20 protein-coding genes and 1 pseudogene are annotated in these 17270 nt (G+C 60.4%); 7 read left to right on the top strand and 14 right to left on the bottom strand.

Annotation, left to right across the window (positions count from 1 at the left end; translation table 11 throughout):
* Positions 1-68 precede the first annotated feature (68 nt).
* From HDC32_RS22485 to HDC32_RS22470, 4 genes are all read left to right on the top strand, one after another.
* Positions 69-878 carry a transporter substrate-binding domain-containing protein gene (locus HDC32_RS22485; RefSeq protein ID WP_184745487.1) on the top strand — a complete coding sequence of 270 codons (810 nt, stop codon included), beginning with the start codon at positions 69-71 and terminating at the stop codon, positions 876-878.
* Between the two features lie 210 nt (positions 879-1088).
* On the top strand, positions 1089-1886 hold the full coding sequence (locus HDC32_RS22480; protein ID WP_041160821.1) for a transporter substrate-binding domain-containing protein: 798 nt from the start codon (positions 1089-1091) through the stop codon (positions 1884-1886).
* Positions 1887-1980: 94 nt separating this feature from the next.
* On the top strand, positions 1981-2940 hold the full coding sequence (locus HDC32_RS22475; protein WP_184745486.1) for an amino acid ABC transporter permease: 960 nt from the start codon (positions 1981-1983) through the stop codon (positions 2938-2940).
* Positions 2933-3667 (top strand): amino acid ABC transporter ATP-binding protein, encoded by a 735-nt coding sequence (locus tag HDC32_RS22470; RefSeq protein ID WP_027605038.1) that lies wholly within the window; start codon positions 2933-2935, stop codon positions 3665-3667. The genes HDC32_RS22475 and HDC32_RS22470 overlap by 8 nt, the downstream gene beginning before the upstream one ends.
* A gap of 12 nt (positions 3668-3679) precedes the next feature.
* Here HDC32_RS22470 and HDC32_RS22465 read toward each other — a convergent pair whose 3' ends face one another.
* From HDC32_RS22465 to ubiE, 12 genes and pseudogenes are all read right to left on the bottom strand, one after another.
* On the bottom strand, positions 3680-5587 hold the full coding sequence (locus HDC32_RS22465; protein ID WP_184745484.1) for a methyl-accepting chemotaxis protein: 1908 nt from the start codon (positions 5585-5587) through the stop codon (positions 3680-3682).
* A gap of 165 nt (positions 5588-5752) precedes the next feature.
* Positions 5753-6466 carry a methyl-accepting chemotaxis protein gene (locus HDC32_RS32520; RefSeq protein WP_409438555.1) on the bottom strand — a complete coding sequence of 238 codons (714 nt, stop codon included), beginning with the start codon at positions 6464-6466 and terminating at the stop codon, positions 5753-5755.
* Between the two features lie 144 nt (positions 6467-6610).
* A pseudogene (locus tag HDC32_RS32515) lies at positions 6611-7579 on the bottom strand (methyl-accepting chemotaxis protein); the annotation flags it as partial.
* A 203-nt stretch (positions 7580-7782) separates the two neighbouring features.
* Positions 7783-8490, bottom strand: coding sequence for a 16S rRNA (uracil(1498)-N(3))-methyltransferase (locus tag HDC32_RS22455; RefSeq protein WP_184745482.1), 708 nt, complete (start codon positions 8488-8490; stop codon positions 7783-7785).
* Positions 8487-9278 carry a twin-arginine translocase subunit TatC gene (tatC, locus tag HDC32_RS22450; RefSeq protein WP_027605034.1) on the bottom strand — a complete coding sequence of 264 codons (792 nt, stop codon included), beginning with the start codon at positions 9276-9278 and terminating at the stop codon, positions 8487-8489. The genes HDC32_RS22455 and tatC overlap by 4 nt, the downstream gene beginning before the upstream one ends.
* Positions 9275-9685, bottom strand: a complete 411-nt coding sequence (gene tatB, locus HDC32_RS22445) for a Sec-independent protein translocase protein TatB (protein ID WP_131696881.1) — start codon at positions 9683-9685, stop codon at positions 9275-9277. Before tatB ends, tatC begins: the two co-directional genes overlap by 4 nt.
* Positions 9686-9695: 10 nt before the next feature.
* The gene (locus HDC32_RS22440; RefSeq protein WP_003171180.1) at positions 9696-9974 is read right to left on the bottom strand and encodes a twin-arginine translocase TatA/TatE family subunit; all 279 of its coding nucleotides are present in this window, start codon (positions 9972-9974) and stop codon (positions 9696-9698) included.
* A 26-nt stretch (positions 9975-10000) separates the two neighbouring features.
* A complete protein-coding gene (locus HDC32_RS22435; RefSeq protein WP_027605032.1) occupies positions 10001-10333 on the bottom strand; it encodes a phosphoribosyl-ATP diphosphatase in 333 nt (110 codons plus the stop codon).
* Between the two features lie 2 nt (positions 10334-10335).
* On the bottom strand, positions 10336-10728 hold the full coding sequence (gene hisI, locus HDC32_RS22430; RefSeq protein ID WP_012721796.1) for a phosphoribosyl-AMP cyclohydrolase: 393 nt from the start codon (positions 10726-10728) through the stop codon (positions 10336-10338).
* A gap of 41 nt (positions 10729-10769) precedes the next feature.
* Positions 10770-12374, bottom strand: coding sequence for a ubiquinone biosynthesis regulatory protein kinase UbiB (gene ubiB, locus HDC32_RS22425; protein WP_131696880.1), 1605 nt, complete (start codon positions 12372-12374; stop codon positions 10770-10772).
* Entirely contained in the window at positions 12371-12994 is a 624-nt protein-coding gene (locus tag HDC32_RS22420) for an SCP2 domain-containing protein (RefSeq protein ID WP_184745480.1), read from the bottom strand. Before HDC32_RS22420 ends, ubiB begins: the two co-directional genes overlap by 4 nt.
* Positions 12994-13764, bottom strand: a complete 771-nt coding sequence (ubiE, locus tag HDC32_RS22415; protein ID WP_003171186.1) for a bifunctional demethylmenaquinone methyltransferase/2-methoxy-6-polyprenyl-1,4-benzoquinol methylase UbiE — start codon at positions 13762-13764, stop codon at positions 12994-12996. Before ubiE ends, HDC32_RS22420 begins: the two co-directional genes overlap by 1 nt.
* 145 nt (positions 13765-13909) lie before the next feature.
* Between ubiE and HDC32_RS22410 the strand changes: the two genes are divergently transcribed.
* From HDC32_RS22410 to HDC32_RS22400, 3 genes are all read left to right on the top strand, one after another.
* Positions 13910-14185 carry a polyhydroxyalkanoic acid system family protein gene (locus HDC32_RS22410; protein ID WP_131696878.1) on the top strand — a complete coding sequence of 92 codons (276 nt, stop codon included), beginning with the start codon at positions 13910-13912 and terminating at the stop codon, positions 14183-14185.
* A 105-nt stretch (positions 14186-14290) separates the two neighbouring features.
* Positions 14291-14713: a phasin family protein gene (locus HDC32_RS22405; protein ID WP_145335905.1), complete on the top strand. Its 423-nt coding sequence runs from the start codon at positions 14291-14293 to the stop codon at positions 14711-14713.
* Between the two features lie 12 nt (positions 14714-14725).
* The gene (locus HDC32_RS22400) at positions 14726-15694 is read left to right on the top strand and encodes a phasin family protein (protein ID WP_131696876.1); all 969 of its coding nucleotides are present in this window, start codon (positions 14726-14728) and stop codon (positions 15692-15694) included.
* Between the two features lie 87 nt (positions 15695-15781).
* Here HDC32_RS22400 and HDC32_RS22395 read toward each other — a convergent pair whose 3' ends face one another.
* The gene (locus HDC32_RS22395) at positions 15782-16309 is read right to left on the bottom strand and encodes a fimbrial protein (protein ID WP_131696875.1); all 528 of its coding nucleotides are present in this window, start codon (positions 16307-16309) and stop codon (positions 15782-15784) included.
* Positions 16310-16327: 18 nt separating this feature from the next.
* Positions 16328-17269 carry a fimbrial protein gene (locus HDC32_RS22390; RefSeq protein ID WP_184745478.1) on the bottom strand — a complete coding sequence of 314 codons (942 nt, stop codon included), beginning with the start codon at positions 17267-17269 and terminating at the stop codon, positions 16328-16330.
* Position 17270 lies beyond the last annotated feature (1 nt).

Raw genomic sequence — 17270 nt, 5'->3', positions numbered from 1 at the left:
GGCGTATTTACGTGCCCGTGAGTGGGGTAGGATCGCCCCCCAAATTTGACTCGGTCACAGGGGGATTCATGATCAAAAGGTATTGTTCGGCATTGCTGATCGGCGTTATTGCATTGATTCACGGAGGTCTGGTGCAGGCCGGTGCCATCGACGACGCGGTTCGGCGTGGTGTGCTGAAAGTTGGCACCACGCCCACCTACATCCCCTTTGAAATGACCGATAGACAGGGGCGTATCGTTGGCTTTGAAATCGACCTGCTCAAGGTGATGAGCCAGGCCCTGGGCGTCGAGCTTGAATTGGTCAGCGTGCCCTACACCGAGCTGCTGCCTGGGCTGCAGGCGAAAAAGTTCGACCTGATCGGCAGCGGCATGACCGTCACCCAGGAGCGCAACCTGAAGCTCAATTTCAGCGACTCCTTTATCGTGGTGGGGCAAACCGTGTTGCTGCACCCCAGCCTGAGGGGCAAGGTCACCAGTGTTGAAGACCTGGACGACGCCACTTACCGGGTCACCACCGTCCAAGGCACCACTGGCGAGGCAGCGGCGCAACGATTCCTGGGGGCGGCGCGGTTGAGCGCTTTTGCAACGCCACAGGAAGCCGTGCGCCAAGTGGTGAACGGCGCCGCCGATGCCTTTATTTATGATGCGCCGTATAACCTGATTGCCCTGAGCTTGCCGGAAAACCGCGAGCTGCTGGCGCTTGAACAGCCGTTCACCTTTGAACCCTTGGCGTTTGGCGTGAAGAAAGGCGATTTTGACAGCCTTAATTGGATCAACCATTTCCTCAATCAGATCGCCCAGGACGGGACCTACGATCGCTTGCACGACAAGTGGTTCAAGGACATGGACTGGATGGTTGAGGTTGACTGGAAGTCATAACTTCTTACACATCAATCCGTTGCCGATGTGGCCGACGCAAGTGTCTATCCCTGCATTTGGCCGCACCGTTGTGGGGCTTTTCCGACATACGCAGATAACAATTACCCGTGAAACCTTTGTGACGGGCAATGAGTGGGTTAGGATCGCACCCCGAATTGGTGCAGCCCTTTTGCGCGCCGACCTTATAAGAATCGTTCAGGGGACTTGATGATGAAAAAGTATCTTTCGATGCTGCTGCTCGGCGTCACCGCGCTGGTCGCGGCCAATGCCGCCCAGGCCGGTGCCATCGACGATGCAGTCAAGCGCGGCACGCTGAAAGTCGGCATGGACCCGACCTACATGCCGTTTGAAATGACCGACAAGCGCGGGGAAATCATCGGCTTCGAAGTCGACATCCTCAAGGCCATGGCCAAGTCCATGGGCGTCAAGCTGGAGTTGGTGTCCACCGGCTATGACGGCATCATCCCGGCGTTCCTGACCGGCAAGTTCGACATGATCGGCAGCGGCATGACCCTGACCCAGGAACGCAACCTGCGCCTGAACTTCAGCGAACCCTTCATCGTAGTCGGCCAGACCCTGCTGATCCGCAAGGAGCTGGAAGGCACCATCAAGTCCTACAAAGACCTGAACGACGAGAAATACCGCCTGACCTCCAAGCTCGGCACCACCGGTGAGATGGTCGCCAAGAAGCTGATCTCCAAGGCCAAGTACCACGGCTATGACAACGAGCAGGAAGGTGTGCTGGACGTGGTCAACGGCAAGGCCGATGCCTTTGTGTATGACGCGCCGTACAACGTGGTCGCCGAGAAAAAAGTCGGTAACGGCAAGCTGGTGTTCCTCGAAGAACCCTTCACCTTTGAACCGCTGGCGTTCGGCTTGAAGAAGGGTGACTACGACAGCATCAACTTCATCAATAACTTCCTGCACCAGATCAAGAACGACGGCACCTACGATCGCATCCATGACAAGTGGTTCAAGAGCTCCGAGTGGCTCAAGGACATGGAATAAAGCGGGACTGTTTTCTGTTGTGAGGGGGCTTGATGTGGCAAGCCCGCTCGCCACCTCAGGTGTGCGTGCCACGATTCTTTTGGATGCTGAGTAAATGAAACAGAAAAAAGCCCAATGGCCCTGGCACCTGCTGACCGTGGTTGTGCTGGTTGGCCTGGCCGGCGCGTTGTATTACGCCACCTCGCTGATGTCCTACGAATGGCGCTGGAACCGTGTGCCGCAATACTTCGCCTACCAGGCCGAAGAGGCCCAGCGTGCCGCAGACATCTCGACTGTCGTCGAGCTGGTCCGCAAAGGCGATGTGGCCGAAGTCACCCTGCGCAACGATGCCGGCGTCGAACAACGCGTGAGTGTGGCCGACAACAGCCTGCAAGTGGCGCGCGGCGATGATGTGTCCGAAGGCGATGTCATCGGTGTTAACCGCCATTGGGCGTTGGGCCCGTTGATGTGGGGTTTGTGGACCACGTTGTGGCTGTCGGTGGTGTCCGGGATCCTCGGCCTGGCGATTGGGCTTGCCACCGGGTTATGCCGACTGTCCACTAACCCGACCCTGCGCGATCTGTCGACGATCTACGTCGAGCTGGTGCGTGGTACGCCGCTATTGGTGCAGATCTTCATTTTCTATTTCTTTATCGGCACGGTGCTCAACTTGTCCCGGGAGTTTGCCGGGATCGCCGCGCTGTCGCTGTTCACCGGCGCCTATGTGGCGGAAATCGTCCGCGCGGGTGTCCAGTCCATCACCCGTGGCCAGAACGAGGCGGCTCGCTCCCTGGGCCTGAGCGCCAGCCAGTCGATGCGCCATGTGGTGCTGCCGCAGGCCTTCAAGCGCGTGCTGCCGCCCCTGGCCGGGCAATTTATCAGTCTGGTGAAAGACACCTCGCTGGTCTCGGTGATCGCCATTACCGAGCTGCTCAAAAGCGGTCGCGAAGTGATCACCACCTCGTTCTCGCCGTTTGAAATCCTGTTCTGCGTTGCAGGGTTGTACCTGCTGATCAACCTGCCGCTGTCGAAAATGGCCAGCCGGCTTGAGCGGAGGCTCGCGCAAAGTGATTGAAGTCCGCGATCTGGTAAAAGTCTTCGATACCCGCGGGCACGTGGTGCGCGCGGTGGACCATGTGACCACTCAGGTGGCCAAGGGGGAGGTGCTGGTGGTGATCGGCCCGTCCGGCTCCGGCAAGTCCACGTTCCTGCGTTGCCTCAATGGCCTGGAAGAGTTCGATTCGGGTTCGGTGAGCATCGATGGCTTGCAACTGGCCGACCCGAAAACCGATGTGAACGCCTATCGGCGTGAAGTCGGCATGGTGTTCCAGCACTTCAACCTGTTCCCCCACATGACGGTGCTGGAGAACCTGTGCCTGGCGCAAAAAGTCGTGCGCAAGCGCGGCAAGAAAGAGCGCGAAGCCAAGGCCCTGGCACTCCTGGAAAAGGTCGGCATTGCGCAGAAAGCCAACGAGTTTCCATCACGGCTTTCCGGCGGACAGCAACAGCGCGTGGCGATTGCCCGGGCGTTGGCGATGGAACCCAAGGTGATGCTGTTCGACGAGCCCACCTCGGCCCTGGACCCGGAAATGGTTGGTGAAGTGCTGGATGTCATGAAGACCCTGGCCCTGGAAGGCATGACCATGGTCTGCGTCACCCACGAAATGGGCTTTGCCCGTGAAGTGGCGGACCGGGTGCTGTTCTTCGATCATGGCAAGTTGCTCGAAGATGCGGCCCCGGCCGAGTTCTTCGCGGCGCCTAAAGACCCGCGCGCCCAGGCGTTCCTGCGTCAAGTGCTATAGGGCGCGGGGCGTTCATACCTTGAACCGCCCCACGCACTGCTGCAAATCCGTTCCCAGCCGCGCCAGCTCGATACTGGCCGCTGCCGTCTGTTCACTGGCGGCGGCGGCTTGCTCCGAGGCGTCGCGCACTTTCAATACGCTGCGATTGATCTCTTCGGCCACCGCACTTTGCTCCTCGGCGGCGGCGGCGATCTGCGGGTTCATTTCCTGGATGACCGACACCGTGCGGGCGATCTCCGTGAGGGAGTCCCCGGCGTTGCGGGCCAGGCCGACGCTGTTGTCGGTCAGGGTGCGGCTGTAGTCCATGATGTCGGCCACCTGTTGTGTACCGCTGTGCAGGCCTCCAATCAGCTCTTCGATTTCCTCGGCGGACTGCTGGGTCCGTTGGGCGAGACCGCGCACCTCGTCGGCGACCACCGCGAACCCTTGACCGGCCTCGCCGGCGCGAGCGGCTTCTATCGCGGCGTTGAGCGCCAGCAGGTTGGTCTGCTGTGACACAGACTTGATCACATCCAGCACGCTGCTGATTTTCTGGCTTTCCCGTTGCAGTCCTATCATGGCCTGGCCTGCGCGCGCCATTTCATGGGCAAGGTGCTCGATTTGCGCCACGGCATCCGTCACCACCTGATCGCCCAGTTCAGTCTGTTGATTGGCCTGGCCGGCAGCGATCGACGCCTGCTCGGCGTGGCGCGCAACCTCCTGGGCGGTGGCGAGCATCTGATTCATCGCGGTTGCGACCTGCTCGGTTTCATCGCGCTGATTGTTCACCCCGGCACGCGTTTGTTCGGTCACGGTGGAAAGCTCTTCGGCAGCGCTGGCGATTTGCCTCGCGTTGTCGCTGATGTTGCCAATCAGCCCCCGCAGGCTAAGCGTCATTTGGGTCATGCTGCTTTGCAACTGGCCCAGCTCATCCCGGCGTCGGGTCTGCACATCTTGGCTCAGGTCGCCCTCGGCAATGCGATTGGCGACTGTCAGCGCCCTACGCAGCGGCTTGACGATTTGCCCGGCAATCACCCAGGCAGCCAGGGCGCCGAAGAGCAACGCAGCAGCAGTAATGCCCAGGGTTTGGGTGCGGGCCTGCTCGGCTTCACTGTCGCGTCGTTGGGTCTGGTCCTGGCTCAAGAGATCACTCTGCCCGAGCAACTGATCCAACTGCTGCTCCAACTGGTTTTGCGTGTTTTCGGTGGCGAGTTGGGTGTCCTTGAGGCGTGTCAGGTGGGTGCGAATGCTGAGCACGGCGTTTTTCAGCACGCCGCTATCGACCGGCAGTTTTGCCACGGCTGCCTGGGCGAGTTCGAGGTTGCGCTCGGCGTCGCTGACGGCCTGGGCGTAGGCATCCAGCGAACTGGCGGCCCAGGCAGGGCTCTGGGCACGATCTTCGGCCTGTTCGATGGCTTGGCGCAGGTCTTCGATGGCATCCAGGGCCTTTGTATCGTCCTGGTCCGGGAGATCGCTTGCGAGTTGGGCCAGGACATCACCGGTCCGCGTGGTGGTCTGCTTCAGTTGCTCTCGGGCGTTTTCGCGTTTCTCAACCAGTGAGGGTACGTCTTTGAGGGTGGTTTTGAACGTTGCATTGATGCGGGCCATTTCCTGCAGATACCCAATGGATTTTGGCACTTTGAGCCGGCTGGAAAGCTCCACCAGAAGCCCGTCGATCTTTACCGTGCTCACACTCAATCGATTGAAGCTGGTGGGGTCGTCCAGGGTGCGGTAAATGATTCTGTCGGCCCGCAGTTCTTCGCCAGCCACCGCCAGTTGCGCGAGTACGGTCAGCGTTTGCGAGCGGTAAAGGGACGCAGCCAGGGCTTGCCAGCCGGTCACGGCAATCACGAAGCTCAGGGCCAGTACCAAGGAGAAACCCAGGGCGAGTTTGAGGGTGACACTGGCGTCACCCAACAGATGAGTCATTCGACGAAGCATGATTAACCTCCGACAAGTGAACAATGGGCGTTCTCGACATGCGCAAGCACATTGAGCTGAATTGAACGCTAGTTCTCTTGGCGCAGAGGTGGGGCTGATAAACGCGTAGGAAATTTCAGAGGTCGCAGGCGGCGACCCAGGACAGGTCGCCGCGCGGGGAGGGGGTCAGACCCGGAAGCGGCCGACCAGTGTTTGCAGATGGGTGCCCAGGCGTGCCAGTTCGGTGCTAGACGTGGCGGTCTCTTCGCTGGCGGCAGCCGTTTGTTCCGACACATCGCGCACGTTCAGCACGCTGCGGTTGATCTCTTCCGCTACGGCGCTCTGCTGTTCGGCAGCGGTGGCGATTTGGGAGTTCATCGCCTGGATGGTCGATACCGTTCGTGTGATGTTTTCCAAGGCGCTGCCGGCGCGGCGCGTCAGCTCGACACTGCTATCGGTGAGGCCACGGCTATTGTCCATGATGTTCGCCACCTGCTGGGTGCCGCTTTGCAGGCCGGCAATCAGTTCCTCGATCTCTTCGGTGGACTTCTGGGTGCGCTGGGCCAGGCTGCGCACTTCATCGGCCACCACTGCGAAGCCACGTCCGGCTTCACCGGCCCGCGCTGCTTCAATCGCGGCGTTGAGAGCCAGCAGGTTGGTTTGCTGTGCCACCGACTTGATCACGTCGAGCACACTGCCGATCTTGTCGCTTTCGCGTTTCAGATCGGCCATGGCGACGGTGGAATTGCCGACTTCAGTGGCCAGGCGTTCGATCTGGGCGATGGCTTCACCGACCACCTTGTCGCCTTCGCGGGCCTGCTGGTCAGCCGCTGCGGCGGCTTCGGACGCTTCTTCGGCATTGCGCGCCACTTCCTGCACGGTCGCGGCCATTTCGTTCATGGCGGTGGCCACTTGGTCGGTCTCGACTTTCTGGCTGTTGACCCCGGCGCTGGTCTGCTCGGTCACGGCCGACAGTTGCTCGGCGGCGCTGGCGATCTGGGTGACACCTTCGCTGATGCCGCCGATCAACTCGCGCAGGCCCACAGTCATGCTTTGCATGGCGCGTTGCAGTTGGCCCAATTCATCCTGGCGCAGTGAAATGAGGTTGTGACTCAGGTCACCCGAGGCAACGCGCTCGGCAACTTCGAGGGTCTGGCTCAGCGGGATAATGATCTGACGGGTGATCGCCCAGGCCGCGACCAGGCCGAAGATCAGCGCCAGCCCGGCAGCCAGTAGCAGGAAGTATTTGGCTTGCGCGGCATCCGTATCGCGTACCGCCGTCTGGGATACCGTCAGTTTGTCACTGTGGCCCAGCAGGATATCGCCCTGCGCAGACATGGTCTTGAGCGCCGCTGCGCTGGCCACCTGAGAGTCGCGGTATTGGCTGACAGCGGCGCGGTAGGCTTGCAGCGAGACGCTGGCCTGTTGCAGGTTGGCCGAATATTGATCAGGCACCTGGCTGGTGAGGTTGGTAATTTTTTTCAGGGCGTTATCGATGGCATCCAGCGCCGGCTGCTCGGCTTCGACCTTGCCGCTGTAGGTGTAGCCGCGCACTTGAAAGCGTGCTTGCTGGATCAGCTTGCTCAGGTCCACCACACTGTTGAACAACGTGACGCTGTCGCCTTGCAGCAGGGATTTCTCCACTTCGCCGACCTTTAGTACTGCATTGTCGGCCGTGTCGCCGAGCTTGCTGCGGGCATTTTCGCGGCTGGCGCCGGCCTGCACCATCTCGTTGAACGCGCGTTTGTATTGGTCCACGGCGGCCAATTGTTCATCGACCAGGGCCGTGTCCGCGGGTTGTTCGATCAGGGTGCGTGCGGTCTTCAAGCCACTGTCCAGCTGGTTCAGCAATTCGTTGACCGCGGTCGGGCCTTGTTCGCCACGGCGCATCTCATAGTCCAGGCGTGCCAGGCGCAGGTCTTTGGTCAGGCCGTTGAGGCTGGAGATGTAACCCAGCTTGTCACCGCGGTTGATCACGTCACCCAGGCCGGTCCAGCCAGTGAAGGTGATCATCAGGGTCAACAGCAATACCAGGCCAAAGCCTACGGCCAGCTTGGTTTTGACGCTGACATTCCCCAGTTTTTCGGCTAACCAACGATACATGCTGCAAACTCCCTTGGAACAAGGCTTGGACTTATTCAGGAGTTATCGGCCTGCCCACGGGATTCTGTAGCGACGCGGTACCAATGTGGGAGCAAGCCCCGACCGCGGTCTTGTCAGAACAGGCGGGCGAGCAGGGCGGTGACGGCCGTTTCGACGCGCAGGATGCGGGCGCCCAATTGCACCGGCTGCAAGCCGGCCTTGGCCAGCAGGTCTACCTCGTAGGGGATCCAGCCGCCTTCCGGGCCTATGGCCAGGGTGACCGGCTCATCCAGCCCACGGGGGCAGGGTGGGTAGTCGCCGGGGTGGCCGATCAGGCCAAGGGTGCCTTCGGTCATGGTTGGCAGGCGGTCTTCGACGAAAGGTTTGAAGCGCTTTTCGATAACGATTTCCGGCAGCACCGTGTCCCGTGCCTGTTCCAGGCCGAGGATCAGTTGCTCGCGAACGGCGTCGGTTTCCAGGAAGGGGGTTTGCCAGAAGCTTTTTTCCACCCGGTAGCTGTTGACCAGCACTACTTTCGGCACGCCCATGGCTGCCACGGTTTGCAGCACCCGGCGCAGCATTTTCGGGCGTGGCAAGGCCAGCAGCAGGGTCAGGGGCAGTTTGGCCGGTGGCGGTTGGTCGAAGCTTACTTGCAGTTCGGCTTCGCGGGCTTCCAGGCGCAGCAGTTGCGCGTTGCCCATCAACCCGCCAAGGCGCCCGACCCGCAGGCTTTCGCCCACGGCGGCGCGGTGGACTTCCTGCATATGCACCAGGCGCCGATCACGCAGGATCACTCGGTCGGCCGCGATAAAGTCGGCATCGAACAGCAACAGCAGGTTCACGGTTGGGTCGCTGGCGGCTGGTCGTCGTCGGCGGGTTGGTCATCCGGGTGATCGCCACGCTTGCTGATCAAGCCGCTGAACAGGATGCCGATCTCGAACAGCATCCACATCGGCACGGCCAGCAGTGTCTGGGAGAAGATGTCCGGCGGCGTGAGGATCATGCCGACCACGAAGCAACCGATGATCACATACGGGCGGATCTTCTTCAGGTACTGCACGTTGACCACGCCGATCCACACCAGCAGCACCACGGCCACCGGGATTTCGAACGCGACGCCAAAGGCGAAGAACAGCGTCATCACGAAATCGAGGTAGCTGGTGATGTCGGTCATCATCTCCACGCCGGCCGGAGTGGCGGCCGCGAAGAACTTGAAGATCAACGGGAATACCAGGAAGTAGGCGAAGGCCATGCCGGTGTAGAACAGCAGGATGCTCGACACCAGCAACGGCACCGCGATGCGCTTCTCATGCTTGTACAGGCCTGGCGCGATAAAGCCCCAGATCTGGTGCAGGATCACCGGGATCGCCAGGAACAGCGAAACCATCATGGTCAGCTTCAACGGCGTGAGGAACGGCGATGACACATCGGTGGCAATCATCGTCGCACCGGCCGGCAGGTACTGGCGCAGTGGCGTGGAGACGAAGGTGTAGATCTGCTGGGTGAAGGCGAACAGCCCGGCAAAGATCACGAAGATCGCCGCCACGCAACGCAGCAGGCGGGTCCGCAGCTCGGTCAAGTGCGAGACCAGCGGCATATGCTGGTCGTTTTCCGGTTTATCAGCGCTCATGGGGCTCGCGGCGGCAATGTAGGATCATGGGGCGCGGGCGACGCAACAGGCGTCGGCGCAGGCTCGGTTGGAGCGGTCGGGGTCGGGGCGGCGGGCGTAGTTTCAACCGCGGGCGCGATGCTGTGCTCGGCCACAGGCTCCACCGGTTTGGTGGGTTCCTGTACCGGGGACAGAATCTTCCGGGCTTCCTGCTCCAACGACAGAATATGTTCGTTGTGCAGTTGGCGGCGAATCTCGTCGGCGCCGATTTCCCGTTCAACTTCCTGTTTGATGGCGTTGAAACTGCGTTTCAGGCGCCCGATCCACAGGCCGGCTGTGCGCGCGGCGCCGGGCAGGCGTTCCGGCCCCAGTACCAGCAAGGCAACAAGGCCGACGAGCAGCAGTTCAGAGAAGCTGATACCAAACATTAGTCAGTGCTCACGAGTCTTTGCGGGTCGGCTCTTCGACTTTTTCAGCCTGCACGTCGAAGGTACGACGCTCGGTGATCGGCTGGGTGGCCTGCGGGTGTACAGGCTGGGCCGGTGGCACCGGATTGGCGGCCGGGTCGGCAGGCTTCTCATCGTCGTTCATGGCTTTACGGAAGCCCTTGATCGACTCGCCCACATCGGTGCCGAGGTTTTTGAGTTTCTTGGTGCCGAATACCAGTACCACCACCACCAGAATGACGATCCAGTGTTTCCAGTCAAAAATGCCCATGCTGCAAATCCTCTAGTAAAAGTTATTCAAGCGGACGGGCGCGAGGCCTTTTCGGCATGCCCGGACAAGCCGAAGCGACGGTCCAGTTCATCCAGCACGGCCTGTGGATGCTGCCCCAGTTGGGCGAGCATGACCAGGCTATGGAACCACAAGTCAGCGGTTTCATAGATTACATCGCTGCAATCGCCGCTGATTTGTGCGTCCTTGGCAGCGATGATGGTCTCGATGGACTCTTCGCCGAGTTTTTCCAGAATCTTGTTCAGGCCCTTGTGGTACAGGCTGGCGACGTAGGAGCTGTCGGCGTCCGCACCTTTGCGGTCCTCCAGCACCTGGGCCACACGGTTCAGGGTATCGCTCATGGTCAGTGTCCTGCGGAGTAGATGGCGTGCGGGTCTTTGAGCACCGGCTCTACAACCTTCCATTCGCCGTTCTCGAACACGCGATAGAAGCAGCTGTGGCGGCCGGTGTGGCAGGCGATGTCGCCGATCTGCTCGACCTTGAGGATCACCACGTCGGCGTCGCAGTCGATACGCATCTCGTGCAGGGTTTGCACGTGCCCGGACTCTTCGCCCTTGCGCCACAGTTTGCCACGCGAACGTGACCAGTAAATGGCGCGCTGCTCAGTGGCAGTGAGGCTCAGGGCCTCGCGGTTCATCCAGGCCATCATCAGCACGCGCCCGGTCTTGTAGTCCTGGGCAATGGCCGGCACCAGGCCGTCACTGTCCCACTTGATCTCGTCCAGCCAGTCTTTCATCTTCGGCTCCGGCAATTTGCGACAGTGTATAACCGGATGGGCTATCGACGCACGATCAGATAAACACCCACGGCGACCATGATGCCGGCCGGCCAGTGGCCCAGTTGGTTCAGCGGCCCACCAATGGCCAGCATCACGCCACCGACCAGGTGCGCGGCACCCAGCAGGCGCAGGAACCAATCGTCCTTGCGCTTGCGCCATGGCGGTTCCGGGTCTTTGGCGTGGGGCTGGGACATGCGCTCCAGCAGGTCGCGGGTCATGTTGGCCAGGTGGGGCAGTTGTTCCATCTGGCTATGCAAGTTGCCCAGCATGGTCTTGGGGCTCATGCGCTCGCGCATCCAACGCTCCAGGAAAGGCTGCGCGGTGTTCCACAGGTCAAGATCCGGGTACAGCTGACGACCCAGGCCTTCGATGTTCAGCAAGGTCTTTTGCAGCAAGACCAACTGCGGCTGCACTTCCATATTGAAGCGCCGCGCGGTCTGGAACAGACGCATCAGCACCTGGCCGAAGGAGATATCCTTCAGTGGTTTTTCAAAGATCGGCTCGCACACCGTGCGGATCGCCGCTTCGAATTCGTTGAGCTTGGTTTCCGCCGGCACCCAGCCCGAATCGATGTGCAACTGCGCCACGCGGCGGTAGTCGCGCTTGAAGAAGGCGAACAGGTTGCGCGCGAGGTAATCCTGGTCTTCCGGGGTCAGGCTGCCGACGATGCCGCAGTCGATCGCAATGTACTGCGGGCTCCACGGGTTGACGGTGCTGACGAAGATATTGCCGGGGTGCATGTCGGCGTGGAAGAAACTGTCGCGGAACACCTGGGTGAAGAAGATCTCCACGCCGCGCTCGGCGAGCATCTTCATGTCGGTGCGCTGGTCGGCCAGGGTCGCGAGGTCGGTGACCTGCACGCCGTAGATGCGCTCCATCACCAACACTTTCGGGCGGCACCAGTCCCAATACACCTGCGGCACGTACAGCAGCGGCGAGCCTTCGAAATTGCGCTTGAGCTGGCTGGCGTTGGCCGCCTCGCGCAGCAGGTCGAGTTCGTCGTAGATGGTTTTTTCGTAGTCGGCAACCACATCCACCGGGTGCAGCAGGCGCGCATCCGCGGAGAAACGTTCAGCGGCGCGGGCGAGGATAAACAGCCACGCCAGGTCCTGGCCGATGATCGGCTTGAGGCCCGGGCGGATCACTTTCACCACCACTTCTTCGCCGGTCTTCAACTGCGCGGCGTGCACTTGCGCCACCGAGGCCGAGGCCAGCGGTTCAACGTCGAAGCGGCTGAACACCTCGCTGATCTTCTTGCCCAGTTGCTCTTCGATCAGCTTCATCGACTGCTGCGAATCGAACGGCGGCACGCGATCCTGCAGCAGCATCAGTTCGTCGGCGATGTCTTCGGGCAGCAGGTCGCGGCGCGTGGAGAGGATCTGCCCGAACTTGATAAAGATCGGCCCCAGGTCCTGCAGCGCCAGGCGCAGGCGCGCGCCCCGGCTCAGCTCCAGTTGCTTGCGCGGGAACCAGCGCCACGGCAGCACATAGCGCACGGCCAGCAGGAACCATGGCAAAGGCAGGGCGAACAGCAGGTCATCGAGGCGGTAGCGGATTACGACGTGCTGGATACGGAACAAACGGCGGACGGCGAGCAGCTTCATGCGTTATCGCTTGGATCAAGGGAACGGCTCAGGCGCTCGAAGCGGGCCTCGAGACGTTCCAGGTCGATTTTGGCCTTGTCGAGTTCACGAAAGCGCGCTTGCGCTTCGCGTTCTCCGACCAGGGTGCGCGATTCTTCGCTCAGGTATTCGGCGAGGTTCTGGTTGAGGCTGGCGAACCCCTGCTGGTACCAGCGCGTGCGGCTGCGCAGGTGCCCGCTGATCAGCTGGGTGGCGACGGGGCCGATCCAGCGTGACAGCTCGTATTCCCAGTCCAGTTCCAGGTCTTGGAGCACGGCAGCCAAGTCCATCAGTACCGCACTGTCGCCTTCCAGGTGCACTTCGGGGCCGTGGAGGATGGCGGTCTTGTTGCGGCTCAGCGCCAGGTGCAACAGGCTGGTGGCCGGTGCACGCAGGGTGCAGTCGGCTTCAGCGGCCCATTGAGTGGCAAGCAACAGGCCTTCATCGCTGGGCAGGATAAACAGCTGCAGGGCGGGGCTGGTGCAGTCCACGGCGATGACCTTGCCGTTCAAGTGCGTGAGCCGCGCCAGGGCGGTGCTGTCCAGGCGCAGTACACGGTTGAGGCCGTGTTCGACGCTGGCGAGAAGGCCTTTGAGCAGCATCAGGGCTTGATGCCACGGTGCAGGGCGACAATGCCCGAGGTCATGTTGTGGTAGGTCACACGGTCGAAACCGGCCTCTACCATCATCGACTTCAGGGTTTCCTGGTCGGGGTGCATGCGGATCGATTCGGCCAGGTAGCGGTAGCTCTCGGCATCATTGGTGATCAGCTTGCCCATCAACGGCATGAAGGCAAAGGAGTAGGTGTCGTAGACCTTGGACATCAGCGCGTTGGTCGGCTTGGAGAACTCCAGTACCAACAGGCGGCCACCCGGCTTGAGTACGCGCAGCATCGAGCGGATCGCGTCTTCCTTGTGGGTCACGTTGCGCAGGCCGAAGGCGATGGTCACGCAGTCGAAATGGTTGTCGGGGAACGGCAGCTTTTCAGCGTCGGCCTGGACGAATTCGATATTGCCGGCCACGCCCTTGTCGAGCAGGCGATCGCGGCCGACCTTGAGCATCGAGCCATTGATGTCCGCCAGCACCACCTGGCCGGTAGGGCCGACGAGCTTGGAGAACTTGGCCGCCAGGTCACCCGTACCGCCGGCGATGTCCAGCACGCGGTTGCCGGTGCGTACACCCGACAGCTCGATGGTGAAGCGCTTCCACAGGCGGTGCATGCCGCCGGAGAGCACGTCGTTCATCAGGTCGTACTTGGCCGCCACGGAGTGGAACACCTCAGCGACTTTTTCCGCTTTCTGGCTTTCCGGGACGTTCTTGAAACCGAAGTGAGTGGTGGGTTCGGCATCGCTGCCTTTGCGCTGATCAGTCATATCGCTGTCACCAAAAGAGAATGCGGGACATGATAATCCCCAAGGCCTGCTTTGTCTTGGCAAGGCTGCAGGTAAGATAGGCGGGCACCGAGACCTTTTGCCGCATTCAAGGTATTCAAATCCCTATTAAAGAGGAGTCATTGCAATGGCCCGTATAACCGTTGAGCGTGCGCATTCCCTGGGTAAAGAAGCGGCACGCGCAAAGGCCGAAAAGTTGGCGCACAAACTCCAGGAGCAATATGGCCTGGAGCCTTCGTGGTCTGGCGATACCTTGAACCTCAAGCGGTCAGGGGTTAAAGGCACGGTATTAGTGGCGGAGGATTCGCTGCGCATTGATGTGGAACTGGGCCTGTTGATGTCGGCCATGAGTGGCACCATCAAGTCCGAAATCGAGAAAGCCCTGGATAAAGCCTTGGCCTGATCCGCGAGTACTTAGGGTGCCGATTCTAATTTTCCAGCCTACTTTGTGCCCAAGCCCTCAACTCCTGCGGGCCGTTCCTCCCCCCTATTCTGCGTGAGGTGCACCATGGCCAAAGTTATCCTGAAGAAAAAAATCGATGCTCAGACCGGCGCTTTGAGTGACGTTAAAACCTACGCCCGCAAGATCTGGTTAGCGGGTCTTGGTGCCTACGCGAAGGTCGGCAGCGAGGGCGGCGACTACTTCAAAGAGCTGGTTAAAGCGGGTCAACATATTGAAAGTAAAGGCAAAAAAGTTGCAGTGGAACAACTTGATGCGGCCAACAGTCAGATTGATCAAGTAAAGAGTAATGTCTCCGCGGTCAAAGGTCTGGTAGAAGTTCAGCTGGATAAAGTTGAAAAAGCTTTTGATACTCGCGTTGCCAGTGCCTTGAATCGAATTGGCATTGCGTCTAAACATGACGTTGAGACACTCTCTGCTAAGCTCGAAGAGCTGACGGCATTGCTCGAACGTGTCGCGCGTAAACACTAAGGAGACATCGGGATGGCTGTTAAAAAGACTACTCAGAAAGAAGGCAGCTCGTGGGTCGGGAAAGTTGAAGAATATTCCCGCAAGATCTGGCTGGCTGGTTTAGGCGTTTACTCGAAGATCGACAGTGACGGCAGCAAACTCTTCGAGACCTTGGTTAAAGACGGCGAGAAGGCCGAGAAGTTGACCAAGAGCGCAGTGGGTAAACAAGTAGGCGCTGCTAAAGCGACTGCCGGTTCGCGCATCAGTGATGCGAAGAAGCAGGTATTGGGTACTTGGGGCGAACTCGAAGGGGCTCTGGACAAGCGCCTCAACAGTGCTATTTCGCGCCTGGGCGTGCCAAGTAAAGCTGAGCTGAAGACCCTGCACAGCAAGGTCGATACCCTGACCAAGCAAATCGAAAAACTCACCGGTGCCAAAGTGGCTCCAGTGAAAGCGGCTGCCGCTAAACCAGCTGCCAAGCCTGCCGCTAAAACCGCCGCTGCCAAACCTGCGGCCAAAACGGCCGCCAAACCGTTGGTGAAAGCTGCCAGCAAGCCAGCTGCAAAACCAGCGGCCAAGGCCCCGGCAAAAGCGGCTGCTAAACCCGCCGCCAAAACTGCAGCGGCCAAACCGGCTGCCAAGCCTGCCGCTAAACCCGTGGCTGCGAAAGCGGCTGCCAAACCTGCGGCTAAGCCAGCAGCCAAGGCCGCCGCAAAACCGGCCGCTAAGCCCGCGGCCAAAACCGCAGCCGCCAAGCCAGCCGCTGTTAAATCTGCAGCCAAGCCTGCTGCCGCGAAGCCGGTGGCCAAGCCGGCAACAAAACCTGCTGCTGCGAAGAAGCCAGCTGTAGCGAAAAAACCAGCAGCGCCTAAGCCAGCTGTTGCCGCCAAGCCCGCAACCACGGCGCCTTCTGCTTCGACAGCCAACTCGGTGTCGGCACCGACGCCTGCTGCTGCCCCGACTGCAACGCCGGTAACCCCGACGCCAACCAGTCAGTCCTGACTTTTCCGGGACACGTAAAAATGCCCGGCCTGCAAAGGCTGGGCATTTTTTTGCGCGCTTACCGTGTGATCGTGGGCCCAAGCTCGGTCAGTTGTAGGTGATCGAAACGGTAACTGCGCTGGCCAGGGTGCCTTGGGTGATCGCTGCGCCGGTTTTGTGATACGCCGCTGTCAGGGGGATCACGGCCTTGTTGCTGCTCGTTGCAATGGTCCGGCTGCGCTGGGCGGGGGTACCGTTGGCAGGAATGGCATAAGCGGGAGAGGCGCGGTGCAGTAGTTGAAGGGCAGTACCCTTTGACGTCCCCGTATTGGAAAACAGCGCGGCGTTCCCCGTTGAGGCGGTGCCTGCGAACAGGAAAATCACGTTGCGTAAATCCGATTCGCAATCGGCAGAGATCTCGAAATCGAACGCGCCCGCGCTGGAAGTCGCGCCAAAGTCGGAAATCTTGATAGTCGGCAGTGTGATGGTACGGTTTTCGTCGCCGGCAGCCAGGTTGCACGTACCGGCATTGACTTGGCCGGTAAAGCGCAAGGTGCCCGTAGTCGCGGCATGGACCACAGTGGTGGCCAGGCTCGCGGTGATTACCAGCAGCAGGGGCAGGACTCGAATCCTCATTCCATAATCCTCAGGTTTTTAGTTGTAGGTGATGCTGACGGTGGTGGTGGCGATGAGCGTGCCTTGTCTGACCGTGCCGTTCTGGTGATAGGCCGCGCCGAGCGGCAACACGGCGCGGCCGCCCGAGACCGGCACCGTGCGCGTGTTTTCGGTGCCGTCGGCGAGAATGTTCTGGATACCCCCGCCAATTCGCGAGTACAGCCACAGGGCAACGCCACCGGCACTGCCCGTATTGGCGAAGAGCCGGTCATTGCCCGGTGCGGGGGTTCCGGAAAAACGAAAAGTGACGTTGGATGCGTGTGCGCAGTTTGCAGTAAGTTCGAAGTTACGTTGGTTTGCGTAAGTGGCGTCTTGAAGCGTGCTGACTTTAACGGGGTCGAGGGTGATCGTGCGGTTGACGTCGCCAGTCGCCAGGTCGCAGGTGGCGGCGGGGCTGACAAAGCGCACGGGGTTGCCGAGTCTCAGGGTGAAACTCTCTGGGTGGTTATCCCATCGCCTCACCCAAATGTTTCCGGCGGGCACTGTCTGGCCTGTTACCGGCCCGACTTTATGGAACCTCAGCTCCGCGGCCGTGAAGCTGGTGTAGGGGCCGCTGTATGGGACTTGTTGGTTAATCATGGCAAAGAAAGGATAGAGTCCGCTTGCATCTCGGATGCGCAAGCGTACGCCCACACCTGAAGCCTCGGTCTGATAGATGTTTGGGTAACCTGCAACCCTTGCTTGGTATCGCCCGATGATCGTCAGTAAAGTGGAGCTGCAATACGCGGTAAAAGCGGGCGCCGTACCACTGAATTCCCGAATGATAATTTCAGCGCCCACCGGGAGACTGTCCGGCACGGTGATTGTGGAAGGAAGGGTGAGGGTGAGTGTGGCGTTCTGATACCTGTCACACGCCGCTTGAGCAGCGATGGGCAGGTTGAACACCAGTAGGGTCGAAATGAATTGAATAGAGTGCTTCATT

The sequence above is a fragment of the Pseudomonas sp. JAI120 genome (assembly GCF_014207255.1).
Taxonomy (GTDB): domain Bacteria; phylum Pseudomonadota; class Gammaproteobacteria; order Pseudomonadales; family Pseudomonadaceae; genus Aquipseudomonas.
This window is presented reverse-complemented; position numbering and strand designations above follow the sequence as displayed.